The 21057-nt window shown below is 73.3% G+C and carries 14 protein-coding genes and 1 pseudogene; 11 read left to right on the top strand and 4 right to left on the bottom strand.

Features of this window, described 5'->3' with window-relative positions; all coding sequences use genetic code 11:
* Positions 1 to 18: 18 nt before the first annotated feature.
* A complete protein-coding gene (locus C4J65_RS09665) occupies positions 19 to 762 on the bottom strand; it encodes an MBL fold metallo-hydrolase (RefSeq protein WP_115742047.1) in 744 nt (247 codons plus the stop codon).
* A 165-nt stretch (positions 763 to 927) separates the two neighbouring features.
* Here C4J65_RS09665 and hrcA point away from each other — a divergent pair, with 165 nt between their 5' ends.
* From hrcA to C4J65_RS09615, 9 genes are all read left to right on the top strand, one after another.
* Complete coding sequence (gene hrcA, locus C4J65_RS09660; protein ID WP_115742046.1) at positions 928 to 1944, top strand: heat-inducible transcriptional repressor HrcA; 1017 nt, start codon at positions 928 to 930, stop codon at positions 1942 to 1944.
* The gene (gene dnaJ / locus C4J65_RS09655) at positions 1945 to 3081 is read left to right on the top strand and encodes a molecular chaperone DnaJ (RefSeq protein ID WP_003976250.1); all 1137 of its coding nucleotides are present in this window, start codon (positions 1945 to 1947) and stop codon (positions 3079 to 3081) included. It begins immediately after the preceding gene.
* Positions 3082 to 3485: 404 nt separating this feature from the next.
* Complete coding sequence (locus C4J65_RS09650; protein WP_115742045.1) at positions 3486 to 4577, top strand: nitronate monooxygenase; 1092 nt, start codon at positions 3486 to 3488, stop codon at positions 4575 to 4577.
* Positions 4574 to 5323 (top strand): 16S rRNA (uracil(1498)-N(3))-methyltransferase, encoded by a 750-nt coding sequence (locus C4J65_RS09645; protein ID WP_115742044.1) that lies wholly within the window; start codon positions 4574 to 4576, stop codon positions 5321 to 5323. The genes C4J65_RS09650 and C4J65_RS09645 overlap by 4 nt, the downstream gene beginning before the upstream one ends.
* A gap of 484 nt (positions 5324 to 5807) precedes the next feature.
* Positions 5808 to 6323 (top strand): hypothetical protein, encoded by a 516-nt coding sequence (locus tag C4J65_RS09635; RefSeq protein ID WP_115742043.1) that lies wholly within the window; start codon positions 5808 to 5810, stop codon positions 6321 to 6323.
* Positions 6324 to 6394: 71 nt separating this feature from the next.
* Positions 6395 to 9598, top strand: coding sequence for a S41 family peptidase (locus C4J65_RS09630; RefSeq protein ID WP_115742042.1), 3204 nt, complete (start codon positions 6395 to 6397; stop codon positions 9596 to 9598).
* Positions 9599 to 9764: 166 nt separating this feature from the next.
* Entirely contained in the window at positions 9765 to 10118 is a 354-nt protein-coding gene (locus tag C4J65_RS09625; protein WP_115742041.1) for a histidine triad nucleotide-binding protein, read from the top strand.
* Between the two features lie 15 nt (positions 10119 to 10133).
* Positions 10134 to 11039: a ribonuclease Z gene (locus C4J65_RS09620; protein ID WP_115742040.1), complete on the top strand. Its 906-nt coding sequence runs from the start codon at positions 10134 to 10136 to the stop codon at positions 11037 to 11039.
* Positions 11040 to 11059: 20 nt separating this feature from the next.
* Positions 11060 to 12058, top strand: coding sequence for an adenosine deaminase (locus C4J65_RS09615; RefSeq protein ID WP_162833102.1), 999 nt, complete (start codon positions 11060 to 11062; stop codon positions 12056 to 12058).
* Positions 12059 to 12077: 19 nt separating this feature from the next.
* Here C4J65_RS09615 and C4J65_RS09610 read toward each other — a convergent pair.
* Positions 12078 to 13426, bottom strand: a pseudogene (locus C4J65_RS09610) (MFS transporter).
* A gap of 462 nt (positions 13427 to 13888) precedes the next feature.
* Here C4J65_RS09610 and C4J65_RS09605 point away from each other — a divergent pair.
* Both C4J65_RS09605 and C4J65_RS09600 read left to right on the top strand, forming a co-directional pair.
* On the top strand, positions 13889 to 15184 hold the full coding sequence (locus C4J65_RS09605; protein ID WP_115742038.1) for a glucarate dehydratase family protein: 1296 nt from the start codon (positions 13889 to 13891) through the stop codon (positions 15182 to 15184).
* An 81-nt stretch (positions 15185 to 15265) separates the two neighbouring features.
* Positions 15266 to 16459, top strand: coding sequence for a PfkB family carbohydrate kinase (locus C4J65_RS09600; RefSeq protein ID WP_115742037.1), 1194 nt, complete (start codon positions 15266 to 15268; stop codon positions 16457 to 16459).
* Between the two features lie 184 nt (positions 16460 to 16643).
* Here the strand turns inward: C4J65_RS09600 and era are convergent, their stop codons facing one another.
* Positions 16644 to 17597, bottom strand: coding sequence for a GTPase Era (gene era / locus C4J65_RS09595; RefSeq protein WP_162833100.1), 954 nt, complete (start codon positions 17595 to 17597; stop codon positions 16644 to 16646).
* Positions 17598 to 17735: 138 nt separating this feature from the next.
* Positions 17736 to 20912, bottom strand: a complete 3177-nt coding sequence (locus C4J65_RS09590) for a DNRLRE domain-containing protein (RefSeq protein ID WP_205350980.1) — start codon at positions 20910 to 20912, stop codon at positions 17736 to 17738.
* Positions 20913 to 21057: the final 145 nt, after the last annotated feature.

Genomic DNA, 21057 nt, shown 5'->3' with positions numbered 1-21057 from the left:
GGAACGCCCGCCCCGTGATCAACGCGACACGCCGAACCGGGCGGCCAGCGCGTCCCGTTGGGCCCGGACGAACCTCGCGTCCACCACCGCTCCGTGACCGGGGACGTACAGCGCGTCGTCTCCGCCCACCGCCAGCAGCCGGTCCAGCGCGGCCGGCCAGCGCGACGGTACGGCGTCGGGCCCCGCCTGCGGCTCGCCGGACTCCTCCACCAGGTCCCCGCAGAACAGGACGTCCGGGGAGCCCGGCACCAGCACCGCCAGGTCGTGACCGGTGTGCCCCGGGCCCACGTCGGCCAGCAGGACCTGCCGTCCACCGCCCAGGTCCAGCCCGCGCTCACCCCGCACCTCGTGCCGGACGGGCCCGAGCGCCTCGGCCGCCGCCCGCGCCGCCCGCGCGTCCAGCCCCTCCGCCACCGCGTCCGCGCGCAGCGCCTCCCGCCCCTGTCCGCCCGGCGCGAACAGCGCGCCCGTGCCCGCCGCCCCGTACGCGCCGTACACCTCCGCGTCCGCGAACGCCGCAGCGCCGAAGACGTGGTCGAAATGCGGGTGGGTCAGCGCGAGATGTGTCACACGGCGGCCGGCGAGCCGCCGCGCCCCCTCACGCAACCGGGCGCCCTCGGCCAGGCTCGACCCCGCGTCCACCATCAGGACCGCGTCCGCACCGAGCACCAGCCCCGCCGTGCAGTCCCACCCCGGCAGCCGGCACCGCCCCACCCCGTCCGCCAGCCGCTCCCAGCCCAGCTCTTCCCAAGTCACCGTCACGGCGACGACGCTAACGGCTTGGTCCCGGCCTTGCCGGGGGCGTACCCCACGGCCGTACACTGGGCCGGGGAAGTCTGGCACTCGCGAGTCATGAGTGCCAGGGCAGACCGGTCAGACGGCTCAGACGGGCCGAAACGGGCGGACGACAGCTGGAGGTGCGCGCCGATGCTCAGTGAACGCAGGCTGAAGGTGCTGCGCGCCATCGTCCAGGACTACGTCGGCACCGAGGAACCGGTCGGCTCCAAGGCCCTCACCGAACGGCACAACCTCGGTGTCTCCCCGGCCACCGTGCGCAACGACATGGCGGCCCTGGAGGACGAGGGGTTCATCGCACAGCCGCACACCAGCGCCGGGCGCATCCCGACCGACAAGGGCTACCGGCTCTTCGTCGACAAGCTGGCGGGCGTCAAGCCGATGACCGCGCCCGAGCGGCGTGCCATCCAGAACTTCCTGGAGGGCGCCGTCGACCTCGACGACGTCGTGGCCCGCACGGTGCGGCTGCTGGCGCAGCTCACCCGGCAGGTCGCCGTCGTGCAGTATCCGTCGCTGACGCGCTCGACCGTGCGGCACGTGGAGCTGCTCGCGCTCGCGCCCGCGCGCCTGATGCTCGTGCTGATCACGGACACCGGCCGGGTCGAGCAGCGGATGGTCGACTGCCCGGCGCCGTTCGGCGAGGCGTCGCTGGCCGATCTGCGGGCGCGGCTCAACAGCCGGGTCGCGGGGCGCCGTTTCACGGATGTGCCGGCTCTGGTGGAAGATCTGGCGGAGCCCTTCGAGGCCGAGGATCGCGGTACGGTCTCCACCGTGCTCTCCACTCTCCTGGAGACGCTGGTCGAGGAGAACGAGGAGCGGCTGATGATCGGCGGCACCGCCAATCTGACCCGCTTCGGGCACGACTTCCCCTTGGTGATCCGGCCGGTGCTGGAGGCGCTGGAGGAGCAGGTCGTGCTCCTCAAGCTGCTCGGCGAGGCGAAGGATCCGGGCGTGACCGTACGGATCGGTCACGAGAACGCCCACGAGGGACTCAACTCAACGTCCGTCGTGTCGGTCGGCTACGGTTCGGGCGGCGAGGCGGTTGCCAAGCTCGGCGTGGTCGGACCGACCCGCATGGACTACCCGGGAACGATGGGAGCGGTACGCGCAGTGGCACGGTACGTCGGACAGATCCTGGCGGAGTCGTAGGTGGCCACGGACTACTACGCCGTACTCGGCGTGCGCCGCGACGCTTCCCAGGACGAGATCAAGAAGGCGTTCCGGAGGCTCGCCCGCGAGCTGCACCCGGACGTCAACCCCGATCCGAAGACCCAGGAGCGGTTCAAGGAGATCAACGCCGCCTACGAGGTGTTGTCGGACCCGCAGAAGAAGCAGGTCTACGACCTCGGCGGCGACCCCCTCTCGCAGGCCGCCGGCGGCGGCGCGGGCGGCTTCGGCGCGGGTGGCTTCGGGAACTTCTCGGACATCATGGACGCGTTCTTCGGCACGGCGTCGCAGCGCGGGCCGCGCTCGCGCACCCGCCGCGGCCAGGACGCGATGATCCGCATCGAGGTCGAGCTGGACGAGGCCGCGTTCGGTACGACCAAGGACATCCAGGTCGACACGGCCGTGGTCTGCAACACCTGCAACGGCGAGGGCGCCGCGCCCGGCACGTCGGCCCAGACGTGCGACATGTGCCGCGGCCGCGGTGAGGTCTCGCAGGTCACCCGGTCCTTCCTGGGCCAGGTCATGACCTCCCGCCCCTGCCCGCAGTGCCAGGGCTTCGGCACCGTGGTCCCGACTCCGTGCCCCGAGTGCGCGGGCGACGGCCGGGTCCGCTCGCGGCGCACCCTGACGGTGAAGATCCCGGCCGGTGTCGACAACGGCACCCGGATCCAGCTCGCGGGCGAGGGCGAGGTCGGCCCCGGCGGCGGCCCCGCCGGCGACCTGTACGTCGAGATCCACGAGCTGCCCCACTCGACCTTCCAGCGCCGCGGCGACGACCTGCACTGCACGGTCACCATCCCCATGACGGCGGCGGCCCTCGGCACGAAGGTGCCGCTGGAGACCCTCGACGGCATGGAGGAGGTCGACATCCGCCCGGGCACCCAGTCCGGCCAGTCGATCCCGAAGCACGGCCGGGGCGTCACCCACCTGCGCGGCGGCGGCCGCGGCGACCTCATCGTGCACGTCGAGGTCACCACCCCGGGCAAGCTCGACCCCGAACAGGAACGCCTCCTGCGCGAGCTGGCCAAGCTCCGCGGCGAGGAACGCCCGACGGGGCAGTTCCAACCGGGGCAGCAGGGGTTGTTCTCGCGGCTGAAGGATGCTTTCAACGGGCGCTGAGGCGTGGACGTGGAGCTTGGCGGGCGTCGGTTTGCTGTGCGGGTGTGGGCGGCGGCCGGGGTCTGCCGGGGGTCCGGGGGTTGCCCCCGGGCAGGCACAGTCAGCCGGGGCGGCAAGGGTTGTTCTCGCGGCTGAAGGATGCTTTCAACGGGCGCTGAGGCGTTGACGTGGAGCTTGGCGGGCGTCGGTTTGCTGTGCGGGTGTGGGCGGCGGCCGGGGTCTGCCGGGGGTCCGGGGGTTGCCCCCGGGCAGGCACAGTCAGCCGGGGCGGCAAGGGCTGTTTTCCCGGTTGAAGGACGCCTTCAACGGGCGCTGACGCCGTGCGTTCCGATGCGGATGCTCCTGGCGTATGCCAACGGAAGCCCGGATTCGGACTTGTGTGGAGGACGTGACAACATGCCGTCATGTCCTCCGCACTGACCGATCTCTTCCCCTACCCGATCGTGCAGGCGCCCATGGCGGGCGGCGTCTCCGTGCCGCGGCTCGCGGCCGCGGTGTCCGAGGCGGGCGGGCTGGGCTTCCTGGCCGCCGGTTACAAGACCGCGGACGGGATGTACCAGGACATCAAACAGCTGAGGGGGCTCACGAGCCGGCCCTTCGGCGTCAACCTCTTCCTCCCGCAGCCGGAGACGGCCGATCCCGCCGCCGTCGACGTCTACGCCCACCAGCTGGCCGGCGAGGCCGCCTGGTACGAGACCGAGCTGGGCGACCCCGACTGCGGCCGGGACGACGGCTACGACACCAAGCTCGCCGTACTGCTGGACAACCCCGTGCCGGTGGTGTCCTTCCACTTCGGCGTCCCCAGCCGCGAGGTCGTCGACTCCCTGCACCGCGTGGGCACCTTCGCTCTGGTCACCGCGACCACCGCAGAGGAGGCCCGGGCCGTCGAGCAGTCCGGCGCCGACGCGGTGATCACCCAGGGCGTCGAAGCCGGCGGCCATCAGGGCACCCACCGGGACAACCCGGAGACCGGCGGCAGCACCGGACTGCTGTCGCTGGTCGCCCAGGTCCGCGAGGCGGTGAGCCTGCCGATCGTCGCCGCCGGCGGCATCATGCGCGGCGGCCAGATCGCCGCGGTCCTCGCGGCCGGAGCGAGCGCGGCCCAGCTGGGCACCGCCTTCCTCGCCACCCCCGAGTCCGGCGCGCACGACCTGCACAAGCAGGCGCTGACCAACCCGCTCTTCGTCCGCACCGAACTCACCCGCGCCTTCTCCGGCCGCCCGGCCCGCGCCCTGGTCAACCGCTTCCTGCGCGAGCACGGCCGCTACGCCCCCGCCGCCTACCCCGAGGTGCACCACCTCACCTCGCCGGTGCGCAAGGCGGCGGCGAAGACGGGCGACGCGCAGGGCATGGCGCTGTGGGCGGGACAGGGACACCGGATGGCCCGGGAGCTGCCCGCGGGACAGCTGGTGGAGGTGCTGACGGCCGAACTCGCCGACGCCGGGACAGCGTTGTCGGGACTGTCGGGCTATGCGACGGGGGGCGGCGCCCGATGACGGCACCGGTGTTCGTGGTCGACTCCCTGCGGCCGCAGGACCTGCCCGACGGGGAGTACGTCCTCGACGGCCCCGAGGGGCGCCACGCCGTCTCCGTGAAGCGGCTGCGGGCCGGTGAGGACGTCGTCCTCACCGACGGGCGCGGCCACTGGGCCGAGGGCTCGGTGAAGGCCGCGGAGGGCAAGGACCGCCTGGTCGTCACCGTCCCGGGCGGCGTGCGCGAGGAGCCCGCCGAGCAGCCCCGCATCACCGTCGTCCAGGCCCTGCCCAAGGGCGACCGCGGTGAGCTGGCCGTCGAGACGATGACCGAGGTCGGGGTCGACGCGATCGTGCCCTGGGCGGCGTCCCGGTGCATCACGCAGTGGAAGGGCGAGCGCGGCCTGAAGGCGCTCGGCAAGTGGCGGGCGACGGCCCGGGAGGCCGGCAAGCAGTCCCGCCGGGTCCGCTTCCCCGACGTCGCGGACGCGGCGAGCAGCAAGCAGGTTGCCTCACTTCTGGCCGACGCCGCCTTCGCCGCCGTACTCCATGAGAGCGGCGACGTCCCCCTGTCGGACGCCGAACTCCCCGCCTCCGGCGACATCGTGCTGGTGGTCGGTCCCGAAGGCGGGGTGTCCCCGGACGAGTTGGCCCTCTTCGCCGAGGCCGGTGCGGCGCCCTACCGCCTGGGCCGCAGCGTTCTGCGCACCTCCACCGCGGGCACCGCCGCGACCGCCGTACTCCTGGCCCGCACCGGCCGCTGGTCCTGACGTCGCCGGATCGCCGGGTCCCGGCGGCCCCGGCCGGCCGTCGGTGGCGGCGACCGCGGCGGGGAACAGCTCCCAGCCGTCCAGCTCCACCGGCCGGCCCCCGGGCCCGGGCAGCAGCGCACGCCGCCCGGCCTCCTCGACCAGCGCCCGTACGACCCCGGGTTCGCGCAGGTTGAGCAGGTTGCCGCGGCCGTCCCCCACGCAGCCCTCGTACCAGGAGCCGCCCTCCGTGGTCCACCGCCCGGAGCCGGGCGCACCCGCTCGGAAGACGAACCGGACCCGGACCCCGTCCCGGTACAGCGTGAGCGCGTCCCGCCAGACGCCGTCGCGGCCCCGTTTCTGCCGGTGACTCCACAGCCAGGTGGCGCGTTCGTCCATGACGAGCCTGCGCTGCCTGCGGTCGTTGCCCATGGCGCCCACGGTAGTGAGGAGTGGCCGTATGCGCCCTACCCCCGGGTCCCCGACCGATGGGACGCTGCCCTTCATGTGGGCAATGAGACGGATTCGGCGCATCGCTCCGGTGGCCGTCGGCGCGGCCGTCGCCGTCGGTGGTCTCGTCGCGTGCGAGCCGGGCGGACTCAGCTCCGCGACGGTCGCCCACACGACCGACCAGACCGTGACCCGGGAACTGCAGCGGCAGCAGGCGGAGGTGCGCTGGCTCACCTGCACCGCCTCCTACGGCGACAAGGGCACCACGGCCTCGGCGAGCGAGGACGCGGTCGCCTCCGTGCACTGCGAGGGCAGGACCGACGACGGCAAGGACGTCACCGTCGACGGCAAGGTCACCCGGGTCGTCAACGGCGCCTGCGTGCGCGGCAGCCTGACCGCGAAGGTGGACGGCAAGGAGCGGTTCCGGGTGAAGGGGCTGGGCGACTGCGACGCCACCAGCGCCCCGCCCGCGAACCGGCCCTCCCAGAACGGGCCGGGGCCCACCGTGACCGTCACCCGGACCATCTGGTGCCCGGACGACCCGCACTGCCGGCCGGTGGAGGGCAAGTAGCCGGAAGGAACGGGTCCTCGGCCGGGAAGTGATCCAAACCTCTGTCGGCGGGCCGCGCCCCTGCATAGGGTATGGGGGTGACTCAGCCCGCAGCGCCTGCCTACCTCCGCTTTCCGCACCCGCACGGCGAGTTGGTCGCCTTCACCGCCGAGGACGACGTGTGGCTCGCCCCGCTCGACGGCGGCCGGGCCTGGCGGGTCAGCGCCGACAACGTGCCGGTGAACCACCCGCGCATCTCGCCCGACGGCACCAAGGTCGCCTGGACCTCCACCCGTGACGGCGCCCCCGAGGTGCACGTCGCGCCCGTCGACGGCGGCCCCGCCAAGCGCCTCACCCACTGGGGCAGCATCAGGACCCAGGTACGCGGCTGGACCGCCGAGGGCCGCGTCCTCGCCCTGAGCACCTACGGCCAGGCCAGCCTGCGCCGCAGCTGGGCCCGCGCGGTCCCGCTCGACGGCGGACCGGCGACCACCCTGCCCTACGGCCCCGTCGGCGACGTCGCTCAGGGCCCGCACACCGTGCTGCTGTCCGCACCGATGGGCCGCGAGGCCGCCTGGTGGAAGCGGTACCGGGGCGGCACCGCGGGCAAGCTGTGGATCGACCGTGAGGACGACGGCGAGTTCGCCCGCCTGCACGACGGCCTCGACGGCAACATCGAGTACCCCTTCTGGGTCGGTGACCGGATCGCCTTCCTCTCCGACCACGAGGGCACCGGCGCCCTCTACTCCTCCCTCGCCGACGGCTCCGACCTGCGCCGGCACACACCGGTCGACGGTTTCTACGCCCGGCACGCGGCGACCGACGGTACCCGCGTCGTCTACTCCTCCGCCGGTGAGCTGTGGACCCTGGACGACCTCGACGGCGCCGAACCGCGCCGCCTGGACATCCGTCTCGGCGGCGCCCGCGTCGACCTCCAGTCGTACCCGGTCAACGCCGCCCGCTGGTTCGGCTCCGCGTCCCCCGACCACACGGCGCGCGGCAGTGCCGTCGCCGTACGCGGCGGCGTGCACTGGGTCACCCACCGCTCCGGACCCGCCCGCGCCCTCGCGGCCACGCCCGGCGTGCGCACCCGGCTGCCGCGCACCTTCCGCGCCGACGGCGAGGAGTGGGTGGTGTGGGTGACGGACGCCGAGGGCGACGACGCCCTGGAGTTCGCGCCCGCTACCGGACTCGCCCCCGGCGCCACCGCACGCCGCCTGGCCGCCGGGCAGCTCGGCCGGGTGCTGCACCTCGCCGTCGCCCCGGACGGCAGCCGCGTCGCCGTCGCCTCGCACGACGGGCGGGTCCTGCTCGTCGAGCGCGAGAGCGGCGAGGTCCGCGAGGTCGACCGCAGCGAGGACGGCGACGCCTCCGGCCTGGTCTTCTCTCCGGACTCGGCCTGGCTCGCCTGGTCCCACCCCGGTCCGGAGCCGCTGCGCCAGCTCAAGCTCGCCAACACCACCGACCTGTCCGTGAGCGAGGCGACGCCGCTGCGCTTCAAGGACTACTCGCCGGCCTTCACCCTGGACGGCAAGCACCTCGCCTTCCTCTCCACCCGCTCCTTCGACCCGGTCTACGACGAGCACGTCTTCGACCTGGCCTTCGTCGAGGGCGCCCGGCCGTACCTGATCACGCTCGCCGCGACCACCCCCTCGCCCTTCGGCCCGCAGCGCCACGGCCGCCCCTTCGAGACCTCGGACCGCGAGGAGACCCCCGACAGCGAGGGCACCCCCACCACCCGGATCGACATCGAGGGCCTCGCCGACCGCATCGTGCCCTTCCCGGTCGAGGCCGCCCGCTACTCCCGGCTGCGCGCCGCCAAGGACGGCGTCCTGTGGCTGCGCCACCCGCTCACCGGCGTCCTCGGCGCCTCCCGGGCCAACCCCGAGGACCCCGACCCGAACACCGAGCTGGAGCGCTACGACCTCGCCCAGCAGCGCGTCGAGCACCTCGGCGGCGACGCCGACCACTTCGAGGTCAGCGGCGACGGCAAGCGTGTGCTGCTGTGGACCGACGGACGGCTCAAGGTCGTACCCAGCGACCGGCGGGCCTCCGGGGACGAGGACAGCGACACCAACATCAGTGTCGACCTGGGCCGGGTCCGGCAGACCGTCGAACCGGCCGCCGAGTGGCGGCAGATGTTCGACGAGACCGGCCGCATCATGCGGGACCACTACTGGCGGGCCGACATGAACGGCGTCGACTGGGACGGCGTCCTGGACCGCTACCGGCCCGTCCTCGACCGCGTCGCCACCCACGACGACCTGGTCGACCTCCTGTGGGAGGTGCACGGCGAACTCGGCACCTCGCACGCCTACGTCACCCCGCGCGGCGGCCACGGCTCCGGCGCCCGGCAGGGCCTGCTCGGCGCCGACCTCTCCCGCCACGAGGACGGCGCCTGGCGCATCGACCGCGTCCTGCCGTCCGAGACCTCCGACCCGGACGCCCGCTCCCCGCTCGCCGCACCCGGTGTCGCGGTGCGCGCCGGGGACGCGATCGTCGCGGTCGCCGGGCAGGCCGTCGACCCGGTCACCGGACCCGGCCCGCTGCTCGTCGGCACGGCGGGCAAGCCGGTCGAGCTGACCGTCTCCCCGTCGGGCGGCGGAGAGGTGCGGCACGCCGTCGTCGTCCCGCTCGCCGACGAGGAGCCGCTGCGCTACCACGCCTGGGTCGCCGACCGCCGCGCCTACGTCCACGAGAAGTCCGGCGGCCGGCTCGGCTACCTGCACGTCCCGGACATGCAGGCGCCCGGGTGGGCCCAGATCCACCGTGACCTGCGCGTCGAGGTGGCCAGGGAGGGCCTGGTCGTCGACGTCCGCGAGAACCGCGGCGGGCACACCTCCCAGCTGGTGGTGGAGAAGCTGGCCCGGCGCATCGTCGGCTGGGACCTGCCGCGCGGCATGCGGCCGACCAGCTACCCGCAGGACGCGCCCCGCGGGCCGGTCGTCGCGGTCGCCAACGAGTTCTCCGGTTCCGACGGCGACATCGTCAACGCCGCGATCAAAGCGCTGGGCATCGGCCCGGTCGTCGGGGTCCGCACCTGGGGCGGCGTCATCGGCATCGACAGCCGCTACCGGCTGGTCGACGGCACGCTGATCACACAGCCGAAGTACGCGTTCTGGCTGGAGGGCTACGGCTGGGGCGTGGAGAACCACGGCGTCGATCCGGACGTGGAGGTGCCGCAGCGTCCGCAGGATCACGCGGCGGGCCGTGATCCCCAGCTGGACGAGGCGATCGCGCTGGCGCTGGCGGCGCTGGAGGAGACCCCGGCGAAGACACCGCCGGCGCTGCCCTGACGGCGGGCGGGGGCGCGGTCCGGCGCCGGCCGGGTGCCGCTGCGCCCACCCGTGCCGCCCTGGGGGTACCTCCCAGGCCGTTCAGGCACTGGGGGAGGCACCACTGCCCGCAGCTACGGCGGCGGATACGATGCCCACAGAAGATCACCGGTGTGAGGAGAGCCAAGTGACTGGCGAGCCACAGGACGACTGTCTGTTCTGCAAGATCGTCGCAGGGCAGATCCCCGCGACGATCGTCCGCGAGACGGACACCACCGTCGCGTTCCGGGACATCAACCCCCAGGCCCCCACCCACGTCCTGGTGATCCCCAAGGCCCACCACAAGGACGCCGCCGCCCTCGCCGCCGAAGCCCCGCAGCTCGCCGCCGACGTCCTGCGCGAGACCCGGGCCGTCGCCGCCGACGAGAAGCTGGAGAGCTACCGCACCGTCTTCAACACCGGCAGCGGCGCCGGACAGACCGTGTGGCACGCACACGCCCACGTGCTCGGCGGCCGCGGCCTGGAATGGCCCCCCGGATAGGCCCGGACAGGCACCGTGTCCGTACGTGAACTCGTCGTCCTCGGCACCGCCAGCCAGGTCCCGACCCGGCACCGCAACCACAACGGCTACCTGCTGCGCTGGGACGGCGAGGGCATCCTGTTCGACCCCGGCGAGGGCACCCAGCGCCAGATGCTGCGCGCCGGGGTCGCCGCCCACGACCTGAACCGGATCTGCGTCACCCACTTCCACGGCGACCACAGCCTGGGCCTCGCCGGCGTCATCCAGCGCATCAACCTCGACCGGGTCCCGCACGAGATCACCGCCCACTACCCGCGCTCCGGGCAGCGGTTCTTCGAGCGCCTGCGGTACGCCACCGCCTACCGCGAGACCGTCTTGCTCACCGAGTCCCCGGTCGCCGCCGACGGCCCCCTCGCGGTCACCCCCGCCTACACCCTGGACGCCCGCAAGCTCTCCCACCCCGTCGAGTCGTACGGCTACCGGCTCACCGAGCCCGACGGCCGCCGCATGCTGCCCGACCGCCTCGCCGCGCACGGCATCAAGGGCCCCGACGTCGGCCGCATCCAGCGCGACGGCTCCCTGGGCGGCGTCGCGCTCGACGAGGTCAGCGAGGTCCGCCGCGGCCAGCGGTTCGCGTTCGTCATGGACACCCGGCTGTGCGAGGGCGTGCACGCGCTCGCCGAGGGCTGCGACCTGCTGGTGATCGAGTCCACCTTCCTCGACGAGGACGAGACCCTCGCCACCGACCACGGCCACCTCACCGCCGGCCAGGCCGCCCGGGTCGCCCGGGACGCCGGCGTACGGCACCTGGTCCTGACCCACTTCAGCCAGCGCTACGCCGAGCCCGTGGAGTTCGAACGCCAGGCGCGCGCCGCCGGTTACGAGGGCGAGCTGACCGTGGCCCGGGACCTCACCCGCGTACCGGTTCCGAAACGTCGGTGAAACCGCCGTACGATGCTCTGATGCCCCTGCCCAAAGCTGAACTGCACCTCCACATCGAAGGCACCCTGGAACCCGAGCTGGCCTTCGCGCTGGCCGCCCGCAACGGCGTGTCCCTGCCGTACGCGGACGAGGACGCGCTGCGCGAGGCGTACCGCTTCGAGGACCTCCAGTCCTTCCTGAACCTGTACTACGAACTGATGGCCGTCCTGCGCACCGAGCGGGACTTCGAGGACCTGGCCAACGCCTACCTCGCCCGCGCCGCCGCCCAGGGCGTCCGGCACGCCGAGGTCTTCTTCGACCCGCAGGCCCACCTCGCCCGGGGCGTGGAGATGGGCACGGTCGTGGAGGGGCTGTGGCGGGCGCTGGCGAGCGGCCGGGAGAACCACGGGGTCTCCACCCGGCTGATCCTCTGCTTCCTGCGCGACGAGTCCGCCGAGTCCGCGATGCGGACCCTGGACGCCGCCAAGCCCTACCTGGACCGCATCACCGGTGTCGGCCTGGACTCGGCCGAGGTCGGCCACCCGCCGGTCAAGTTCCGCGAGGTGTACGCGGCCGCCGCCGCCCTCGGCCTGCGCCGGGTCGCGCACGCGGGCGAGGAGGGGCCGCCCGAGTACGTCGTCGAGGCCCTCGACATCCTCGGCGTCGAACGGATCGACCACGGGCTGCGCTCGGTGGAGGACCCGGCGCTGGTCGAGCGGCTGGTGCGCGAGCGCGTCCCGCTCACCCTGTGCCCGCTGTCCAACGTGCGGCTGCGCACGGTCGACACCCTCGCCGACCACCCGCTGCCCGCGATGCTCGACGCGGGCCTGATGTGCACGGTGAACTCCGACGACCCGGCCTACTTCGGCGGCTACGCGGGCGACAACTTCGACGCCGTGCGCCAGGCCCTCGGCCTGACCGGCGAGCGGCTGCGGGAGCTGGCCCGCAACTCGTTCCTCGCCTCCTTCCTGGAGGACGACGAGGAACTGCGGGCGCGGTACCTCGCGGAGGTCGACGCCTACGAGTTCCCCGCCGCGTAGCGGATCCCGCGCGCGGGCCTCAGCCCGGCCCGGACCCCGGTGTGGCCGCCGCCTGCCGGGGTCCGGCCGTGTCGTAGTCGCCCTGGACGGCCACCGCCGGGACCTCCACGTCGATCTCCACGACCGGCTGCTCCACGGCACCGACCTCGGGCACCGCACCGCTCGGCGTTCCCGTGGCGGCGGCGACCAGCGCGGCCGGGGTGCCGCCGCGGCGGCGGATCGCGCCGGGCAGCAGCGGGCGCCCCGCGGTGTGCAGCGCGACGGCGGTCATCGGCGCGGCGACCAGCAGCAGCCCGGCGGCCAGGACCATCCCCATGCCCGCGTAACCGGCCTGCGCCGACAGGACACTGCCGGCCAGCGGCCCGGCCGCCGTGCCCAGCGAGGACGCCGAGCCGACGAGCACCGCCCACCGGCCGCGCGCGTCGAGCGAGGCGGCGAGGCCGATCAGGTACGACAGGACGACCGGGTAGACGGTGTTCCAGGCGATCTCCCCGGTGGCGAAGGCCGTCGGGGTCGTCGCCGACGCGCTCACCGCGATGCAGCCCGCGATGAGCACCGTGCCGCCGCCGACGGGCATCGCCCGCCCCAGCCGCGGCCCGAACGCCCCCGCCACCAGCACGCCCACCAGGCCCGCGCCCAGCGCGACCGCGAAGACGACCCCGAGGGCGGCGTCACCGAGGCCGGCCTGCGTCAGCCCGATCCGGCCGCTGACACCCCACAGGGAGTTCTGGGCCAGGGACCAGCACAGCACGGTGACGGCGAGGACGAGTCCCGAACGGCGGTGGGGAGCGGGGCGGTGGCGTCGGTGCCGGGTGCGGCCGGGGAGGCGGCCGCCGGGCCCGGCAGGCGGCCGGTCAGCGGCCACACCGCCAGCGCCGTCAGGGCGATCGCGGCCAGCGGCAGCCCGTGCGCCCGGCCGAGGTGCGGCACCGTCAGGTACACGGCACCGGCCAGCGCGGACACGCTCAGCAGGCCCACCGTGGAGGCGCGGTGGGGATCCTTCTCTGCGGCGATCCGGGTGGCGGCGACCGTCATGGCCGTGCCCGATCCGAAACCGCCCACGACCGCGCCCAGGACGACGGCCGGGACGGCGGTGGTGAGCGCGGCGGCGCCGTAGCCGAGGACGGCCAGTACGAGGCCGAGGCGGGCCGGTGTCCGGGCGCCGAACCGCTGCACCCGGGAGGCCAGCAGGAAGCCCGCGGTCGCCGAACTCAGCAGCAGCGCGCTGCCGACGGCGCCCGCCTGCGTGGTGGACAGCGGAAGGCTGGTGTCGAGTCTGCCGACGGTGGTGGGCAGCAGGTACGGAGGCAGGTACCCGGCCGTGAACAGGGCGACGAGGGGCCAGGGGGTGGTGCGGGGGGCGAACACGGGCGTTCCCGGGGCATGCGAAAGGGACGGTGGGGAGGGAGGGGGCGACGACCCGTCGACCGAGAGGGGCGCGCGGGCAATTTGTATCAAGCGGAAGGAGCCCCGAAACAGGCGAGTCGATGTGATCTAGGTCACATACCCGTTTGGGAGTTTCGAGGCCGGGTAGCAGCGGGCGCCAATGTCGGTGGATCGAGCCGTTTCCGGCCGGAATCGCCGCCTCCAGTCTGGCCCTGGTCTCCCGCACCGCCGCCACGGTCCGCGCCCCGTGATCCGGCGCCATCCGCGCCCGCGGGTCGGGGTCGAGGCCGGTGCGGACGCGGCCCCGCGGGATGCCGACCCATTGACGCTCCAGGGTCGCCTATCTAATCTCCATCTTCATACATGGATAACATCTACATACGGAGACAAGGGACGGTGGAGATGACGAGCTCCCACCGGACTCGACCTCGTAGGAGCCGCCCCGTGACCCGCGACCTCACCATCACCGCCGTCCGCCTCACGCCGATCCTCGTCGCGGACCCGCCGCTGCTCAACACGCAGGGCGTGCACCAGCCGTACACCCCCCGGCTGATCGTCGAGGTCGAGACCGCCGACGGGATCACGGGCGTCGGCGAGACCTACGGCGACACCAAGTACCTGGAACTGGCCCGCCCGTTCGCGGCCACACTGGTGGGGCGTCGGGTGAGCGACCTCAACGGCCTGTTCACCCTGGCCGACGAGGTCGCCGTCGACTCCTCCCGGGTCTCCGCACAGGTCGACGTCGGCGGGCTGCGCGGCGTCCAGACCGCCGACAAACTGCGCCTGTCCGTCGTCTCCGGCTTCGAGGTCGCCTGCCTCGACGCCCTCGGCAAGGCGCTCGGCCTGCCCGTGCACACGCTGCTCGGCGGCAAGGTCCGCGACACCGTCGAGTACAGCGCGTACCTCTTCTACAAGTGGGCCGACCACCCCGAGGGCGTGGCGAGCGAGAAGGACGACTGGGGTGCCGCGCTCGACCCGGCCGGGATCGTCGCCCAGGCCCGCGCCTTCACCGAGCGGTACGGCTTCACCTCCTTCAAGCTCAAGGGCGGCGTCTTCCCGCCCGACGAGGAGATCGCCGCCGTCCGGGCCCTCGCCGAGGCGTTCCCCGGACACCCCCTGCGCCTGGACCCCAACGGGGCCTGGTCCGTTCAGACGTCGCTGAGGGTCGCCGGGGAACTCGGTGACGTCCTGGAGTACCTGGAGGACCCGGCCCTCGGCACGCCCGCGATGGCCGAGGTCGCGGCGCGTACCGGGGTGCCGCTCGCGACCAACATGTGCGTGACGACGTTCGCCGAGATCCAGGAGGCGTTCACCAGCGGGGCCGTGCAGGTCGTGCTCTCCGACCACCACTACTGGGGCGGGCTGCGCAACACCCGGCAACTCGCCGCCGTGTGCCGCACCTTCGGCGTCGGAGTGTCCATGCACTCCAACACCCACCTCGGCATCAGCCTCGCCGCCATGACCCACGTGGCGGCCACCGTGCCCGGCCTCCACCACGCCTGCGACTCCCACTACCCCTGGCAGTCCGAGGACGTGCTCACCGAACGGCTCACCTTCGACGGCGGCAGGGTCGCCGTCTCCGACGCCCCCGGCCTCGGCGTCGAACTCGACCGCGACCGGCTGGCGTTCCTCCACCGCCGCTGGCTCGACGACGACGGCACGCTCCGCGAGCGCGACGACGCGGCCGCGATGCGGGTCGCCGACCCGTCGTGGGTCACCCCGGCGGTGCCGCGCTGGTGACCGGCGGTCCCGGTTCCTCCGCCGGGTTGTCCGCGCCGTGGTGCACACTGGCCTGACCCGCACCATGCCAGGGAGCGCACCGTGACAGCCTCCACCGTGTCCACTGCCGCCGCGTCCGACATGCCCGCCATGCCCGTCGTGCCGGCCGAGGAGAGAACACACCGCCACACCCAGGGCGAGGGACCGCACCACCGGCCCGAGGCCGATCCCCTCGCCGCCCTGCGCACCCCGCAGGACCCGCCCTGGGACGTGTACCTGACGGGCACCGTCTTCCTCGACGTCGTCTTCACCGGACTCGACTCCGCCCCGGTGCGCGGAACCGAGTCCTGGGCCCGCGGGATGGGCTCGAGCCCCGGCGGCGTGGCGAACATGGCGACCGCGCTGGCCCGCCTCGGCCTGCGCACCTCGCTGGCCGCCGCCTTCGGCGACGACCACTACGGCGACTACTGCTGGGACGCGCTCGCCCGGGGCGAGGGCATCGACCTGTCCCCGTCCCGCACCGTGCCCGGCTGGCACTCGCCGGTGACGGTCTCGATGGCGTACGAGGGGGAGCGCACGATGGTCTCCCACGGCCACGAGCCTCCGCCGGAGGAGCCGTCCCCCGACTGCCCGCCCCGCGCGCGTGCCGCCGTCGCCTCCCTCACGCCCGGTGTCCGCGCCCCCTGGATCGCCAAGGCCGCCTCGCGCGGCACCCGCGTCTTCGCCGACGTCGGCTGGGACGAGACCGGCGCCTGGGACCTGGCCGGACTGCCCGACCTCGCGCACTGCGAGGCGTTCCTGCCGAACGCGGAGGAGGCCATGCGCTACACCGGCGCCACCTGCCCGCGCGCCGCCGCGCACGCCCTGACCGAGCACGTGCCGCTCGCGGTGGTGACCCTCGGCGCGGACGGCGCGTACGCGGTCGACCGGCGCACGGGGGAGAGCGCCGAGGTCCCGGCGATCGAGGTGGAGGCCCTGGACCCGACCGGTGCCGGGGACGTCTTCGTGGCCGGCTTCGTCACCGGCACCCTGGCCGGCTGGCCGCTCGCCGACCGGCTCGCCTTCGCGGGCCTGACCGCCGCCCTCTCCGTCCAGGAGTTCGGCGGCTCGCTGTCGGCCCCCGGCTGGTGCGAGATCGCCACCTGGTGGCGCAAGGTCCAGTCGGTCGAGAGCCAGGACCCGACGGCCCTGCGCCGCTACGCCTTCCTGGCCGGCCTGGTCCCCGACGCCCTGCCCGGCTCCTGGCCCCTGCGCCGCGCGGTCCCGACCATCGGCTTCCGCCGCCCGACCCCCTGACCGCCACCGCTCTTCGAGGGCTTCAGAACCCGAGCCGCCGGAGCTGCTTCGGGTCCCGCTGCCAGTCCTTGGCGACCTTCACGTGCAGGTCCAGGCTGTATCGATGTGCGGCTACCGCCGCGTGGCGGGGTGCGGCTGTGGGGCCGGTCGGGCGGTTCCGGGGCCCGCGGTGCCCGGTGGCGGCTCAGAACCCGAGCCGCCGGAGCTGCTTCGGGTCCCGCTGCCAGTCCTTGGCGACCTTCACGTGCAGGTCCAGGAAGACCGGGGTCCCCAGGAGGGCCTCGATCTGGGTGCGGGACTTGATGCCGACGTCCTTCAGCCGCTTGCCCTTGGGGCCGATGATGATGCCCTTCTGGCTGGGGCGCTCGATGTAGACGTTGGCGTGGATGTCGAGGAGCGGCTTGTCGGCCGGGCGGTCCTCGCGCGGGAGCATCTCCTCGACGACCACCGCGATGGAGTGCGGCAGCTCGTCGCGTACGCCCTCCAGCGCGGCCTCGCGGATCAGCTCCGCGACCATGACCTGCTCGGGCTCGTCCGTCAGGTCGCCCTCGGGATAGAGCGCCGGGCCCTCGGGCAGCAGCGGGGTGAGGAGGTCGGCCAGCAGGTCGACCTGCTGGTTCGCCGTGGCGGACACCGGGACGATCTCCGCCCAGGCGATCCCCAGCTCCTTGCCCAGCTGGTCGACCGCGATCAGCTGCTCGGCCAGCGTCTTGGAGTCCACCAGGTCGGTCTTGGTGACGATCGCGACCTTCGGGGTCTTCCTGATCCCCGCCAGCTCCTTGGCGATGAAGCGGTCGCCGGGGCCCAGCTTCTCGTTCGCCGGCAGGCAGAAGCCGATGACGTCCACCTCGGCCCACGTGGTGCGCACCACGTCGTTGAGCCGCTCGCCCAGCAGCGTGCGCGGCTTGTGCAGCCCCGGGGTGTCCACCAGGATCAGCTGGGCGTCCTCGCGGTGCACGATGCCGCGCACCGTGTGCCGGGTGGTCTGCGGGCGGTTGGAGGTGATCGCCACCTTCTGCCCGACCAGAGCGTTCGTCAGGGTGGACTTGCCCGCGTTGGGGCGGCCCACGAAGCAGGCGAAGCCGGCCCGGTGAACAGTCTCGGCCGGTTCTTCGGATGACTGGGTACGAACGCTCATGGCGCCCATTGTCCCTGATCCCCGGAGCACCGCCGTACCACGGTCGCCCCGGCTCGCGCACCGCGGTGACGGCCGAGCCCCGGCCGCCTCCGAAAGGGGGAGGCGGCCGGGGCTCGGCGGGCGCGATGCCGGTGGACGTCAGCCGAAGGCCTTGACCGCGTTCCAGTCCACGGTGAGGACTACCTTCACCTCTCGTCCCGTGTCGGTCCTGGACGGGTGGTAGATCCGCGTCTGGCCGTCGGAGCCCCGACGGGCCCAGATGTCGGGGACACCGTCGCCGCTGACGTCGGGGATTCCGATGACGGTCGGCATCGAAGACTCGGACCAGCCCGTGCCGTAGGGCACGTCGCCGTTGAGGGAACCGTCGGCGAGCTTGAGCGAGACGAGGTCCACGCTGCCGCTGACCGGACCGGGTTTGCCGTGCCGGACGTACATGTTGCCGTTGTCCAGGTTGCGCCAGAGCAGGTCGGGGGTCTTGTCGCCGTTGATGTCGGCGACGTTGACGATCTCCCGGCGCGCCCAGGCGTCGTCGTTCATCAGCGTGGCCGTCCGGAAGGTCGCACCGGTGTACCCGGACAGCGTCCAGAACTCGGCGCCGGCCCGCAGCACCAGGTCGGGATGCCGGTCGCCGGTGATGTCGCCGACCGCCTTGATCTGCGTCCAGGTCGACGGGGCGGGGACGCCTGCGGGCAGCCGGATGCTGATTCGCTCGCTCACGTCGAAGCTGCCGTAGCCGTCACCGGGGTAGAGCCAGAACCGGCCGTCCGGGGTGACGGCGAACAGGTCGGTGGCGCCGTCGCCGGGGTAGGCGTCCGCGTAGTGGGTGATCAGCGAGGCCTTGCCCGTGGCCGGGTCGTACCAGTGGTTCGGCGGGTGCAGCTTCGTCTCGGCGGAGTTGTCGTCCTTGGTGTAGGCGGCGCCCAGGCAGCCGTACAGTTCGCCGCCCTCGCTGCCCACGCAGTTGAACAGGTTGCCGCCGGCGTCCACGATCAGCAGGTCGGGGACCCCGTCGCCGCCGGTGTCACCGGGGGCGTCGGCCGTGTCCCGCGGCGGCACGTAGAAGGCGTGGTCGGAGCGGACGCTCCGGTTGCCGTACGCGTCGTAGGCGTACACGTTGAGCCAGTTCGGGCCGGCGTGCGGCGGCTTCAGAGCGGGGAGGGTGGCCTTGCCGGAGGCGTCCGCCGTCACGTAGACCCAGTCCAGGCCCTCGATCGCGTACTGGAACTTCGCGGCGCCCGCCGAGGTGAAGGTCACCGAGCCGGTCGATCCGAACTTGATCTTCGACCACGTCTCGCCGTCGGGGGTGGCCTGCGGGAAGTCGGCGCTCTCGATCTCGGGTTGCGGCGGCGCCGTGCCGTCGATCGTGAACCGGCAGGGTTCGGTGCCCGGCGGGAAGTACGTGGAGGCCGCGTCGTTGCTGTCCACGGCGCGCACGTCCCACGAGTAGGTGGTCTTGTCCGTCAGGGACGAGGTGGGGACGACCAGCCTGGCGGTGCCGCTGGAGTCCGGTGTCTTGCTGTAGGTGACCGCGGTTCCGCCGGTTTTCCAGAAGCGGAACTGGAGCGCCTTCAGGTTGCCGTCCGGGTCCTTGGCGTTCGCCGAGATGGTGATGTCGGTCTTGCCGACGGTGACGCCCGCGCCCGGGGCCGGCGAGCAGGCGCCGCCGGGCGACGTCTTTCCGCCGGTGGGCTCGCTCGGCTTGCGGTTGTAGTCGACCGTCAGCGTCGCCGAGGTCGCCCGGAACTTCCGCCAGGTCTGGGTGTCGGACTCGGTGGTGGCCCGCATGCCGAAGGTGATGTTCGACCAGCCGTTGTCGGCGCCCTTCTGGGCGGCGGCGTCCACGTCGAAGGACTCGTACTCGTCCTTGCAGCCGCTGGAGTAGCCGTGGGCGAAGGAATGCTTGTCGAGCAGCGTTGCCCAGCTGGGCTGCTTGTTCCACGTCGTACCGGAAGAGATCGCCCCGGTCAGGTAGAACTGGAACTGGCGCTCGGTGCACGACCAGGAGTGGTTGTTGAGCACCTTGAACTTGGCGTCGGAGACCGTCGCGCCCTTCAGGCTGCTGCTGTACTTCATGCGCCAGAAGGAGCGGGCGGTGCCGTTCGTCTCGTTCTCGTGGCCGACGCGGGCGTCCGAGGTGCCGGAGCTGAAGTTGGTGCCGTTCCAGAAGTTGGTGTTCGGGTACGGCTTGTACGCCACCGTCCACGCCTGCCAGGCAGCGTTGAGGGTCGGGTCGACGAACACCGGGAAGCGGGTTTTCGCGTCGGTGAGCAGGTTGGACTGGCCCAGACCGAGGTCCATCCGGGCCGACTTCGTCCGGTCGCCCGCCAGGCGCACCCGCAGCTGTGCCTGCCGCGCCCCGGGCTCGATGCCGCTCAGCCCGGACAGCTTGAGCACGTCGGCCGACGTGGCGACCGAGGTGCGGGGTTCGCCCCCGGCCAGTTCGGGATCACGGCCGCTGGAGTCCCAGGCGAACGGCGTCGGGACGGAGCCGATCTCCTTGCCGGCGTCGTCGAGCACCCGCACGCGGCTGCCGTCCTCGTCGTACCGGAACACCGCCGTACGCGAGCGCAGCCCGTAGGAGACCTCGGCCAGCGCCTCGCCGCGCGCGGCCTCGCGGTCCTTGACGATCAGCAGCTGGGCGAATCCGCCCTCCTCACGCGCCACCAGCAGCAGGTCGACACCCGGCAGCACCTCCGGATACAGGGCCCGGGGGCCGTCCAGCACCGGCTCGGGCAGCTCGCCCGGCCACGTGTAGGCGACGGTGTGACCGTCGATGTCCATCTCGGCCAGCACGGTGTCCCGCTCGGCGGCACCATCGGCCAGCGGCAGCCGTGCGTAGGAGCGGTCGGCGCGGTCCCTGCCCCCAGGGGTGCCGCTGGAGAACCGGACGGGCACGGCCGGGTTGACCGGGCGGACGCCGAGGGTGTCGCCGGCCTTCCCGGTCCGCCGCAGCCGATTGTCGATCGGCGCCCACCTCCCCTCGGCGTTCTTCGCCCGCTGGGGCAGCGCGGCCATCTCGGTGCGCATCTTGCCGTCGGGCAGCGCCCAGGTCCGCGAGGTCGCCGTGGTCGCCGTGTCGACGAGCACCTGCTTGCCGGTGCGCCCCGCCTCGGCCGCGGCGGCGGCCTCGTCGCGGGGACCGGTCGCCGCGGGCCTGGCGTCCGCGGGCGGGCCGGCCTGCGGGGCCGGCGAATCGCCGGGCAGCCACCACGGCAGCAGGGCGGCGGTCAGGGCGGCCAGAACGAGGCCGAGGGTGAGGGCCAGCCTGGTGCGCGTGCGCACGAGGGGGCTGAGGAGACGGGGCGGCGCGGACACGACGGTGGTCACTCCCGGGTGGACCAGGGGATGGGGGCAGCACGGACGGCCCCGGACGGCGGACCGTGGGGCGTGGGCGCGCACACGATCACATGATCCGCACAGGTCGTCCACGTATGAAGAATTTATGAATCTGTGATGATCG

Source organism: Streptomyces sp. CB09001 (genome assembly GCF_003369795.1).
Lineage (GTDB): Bacteria > Actinomycetota > Actinomycetes > Streptomycetales > Streptomycetaceae > Streptomyces.
The sequence above is the reverse complement of the archived record's forward strand: the minus strand, read 5'-3'. Positions and strand labels throughout refer to the sequence as shown.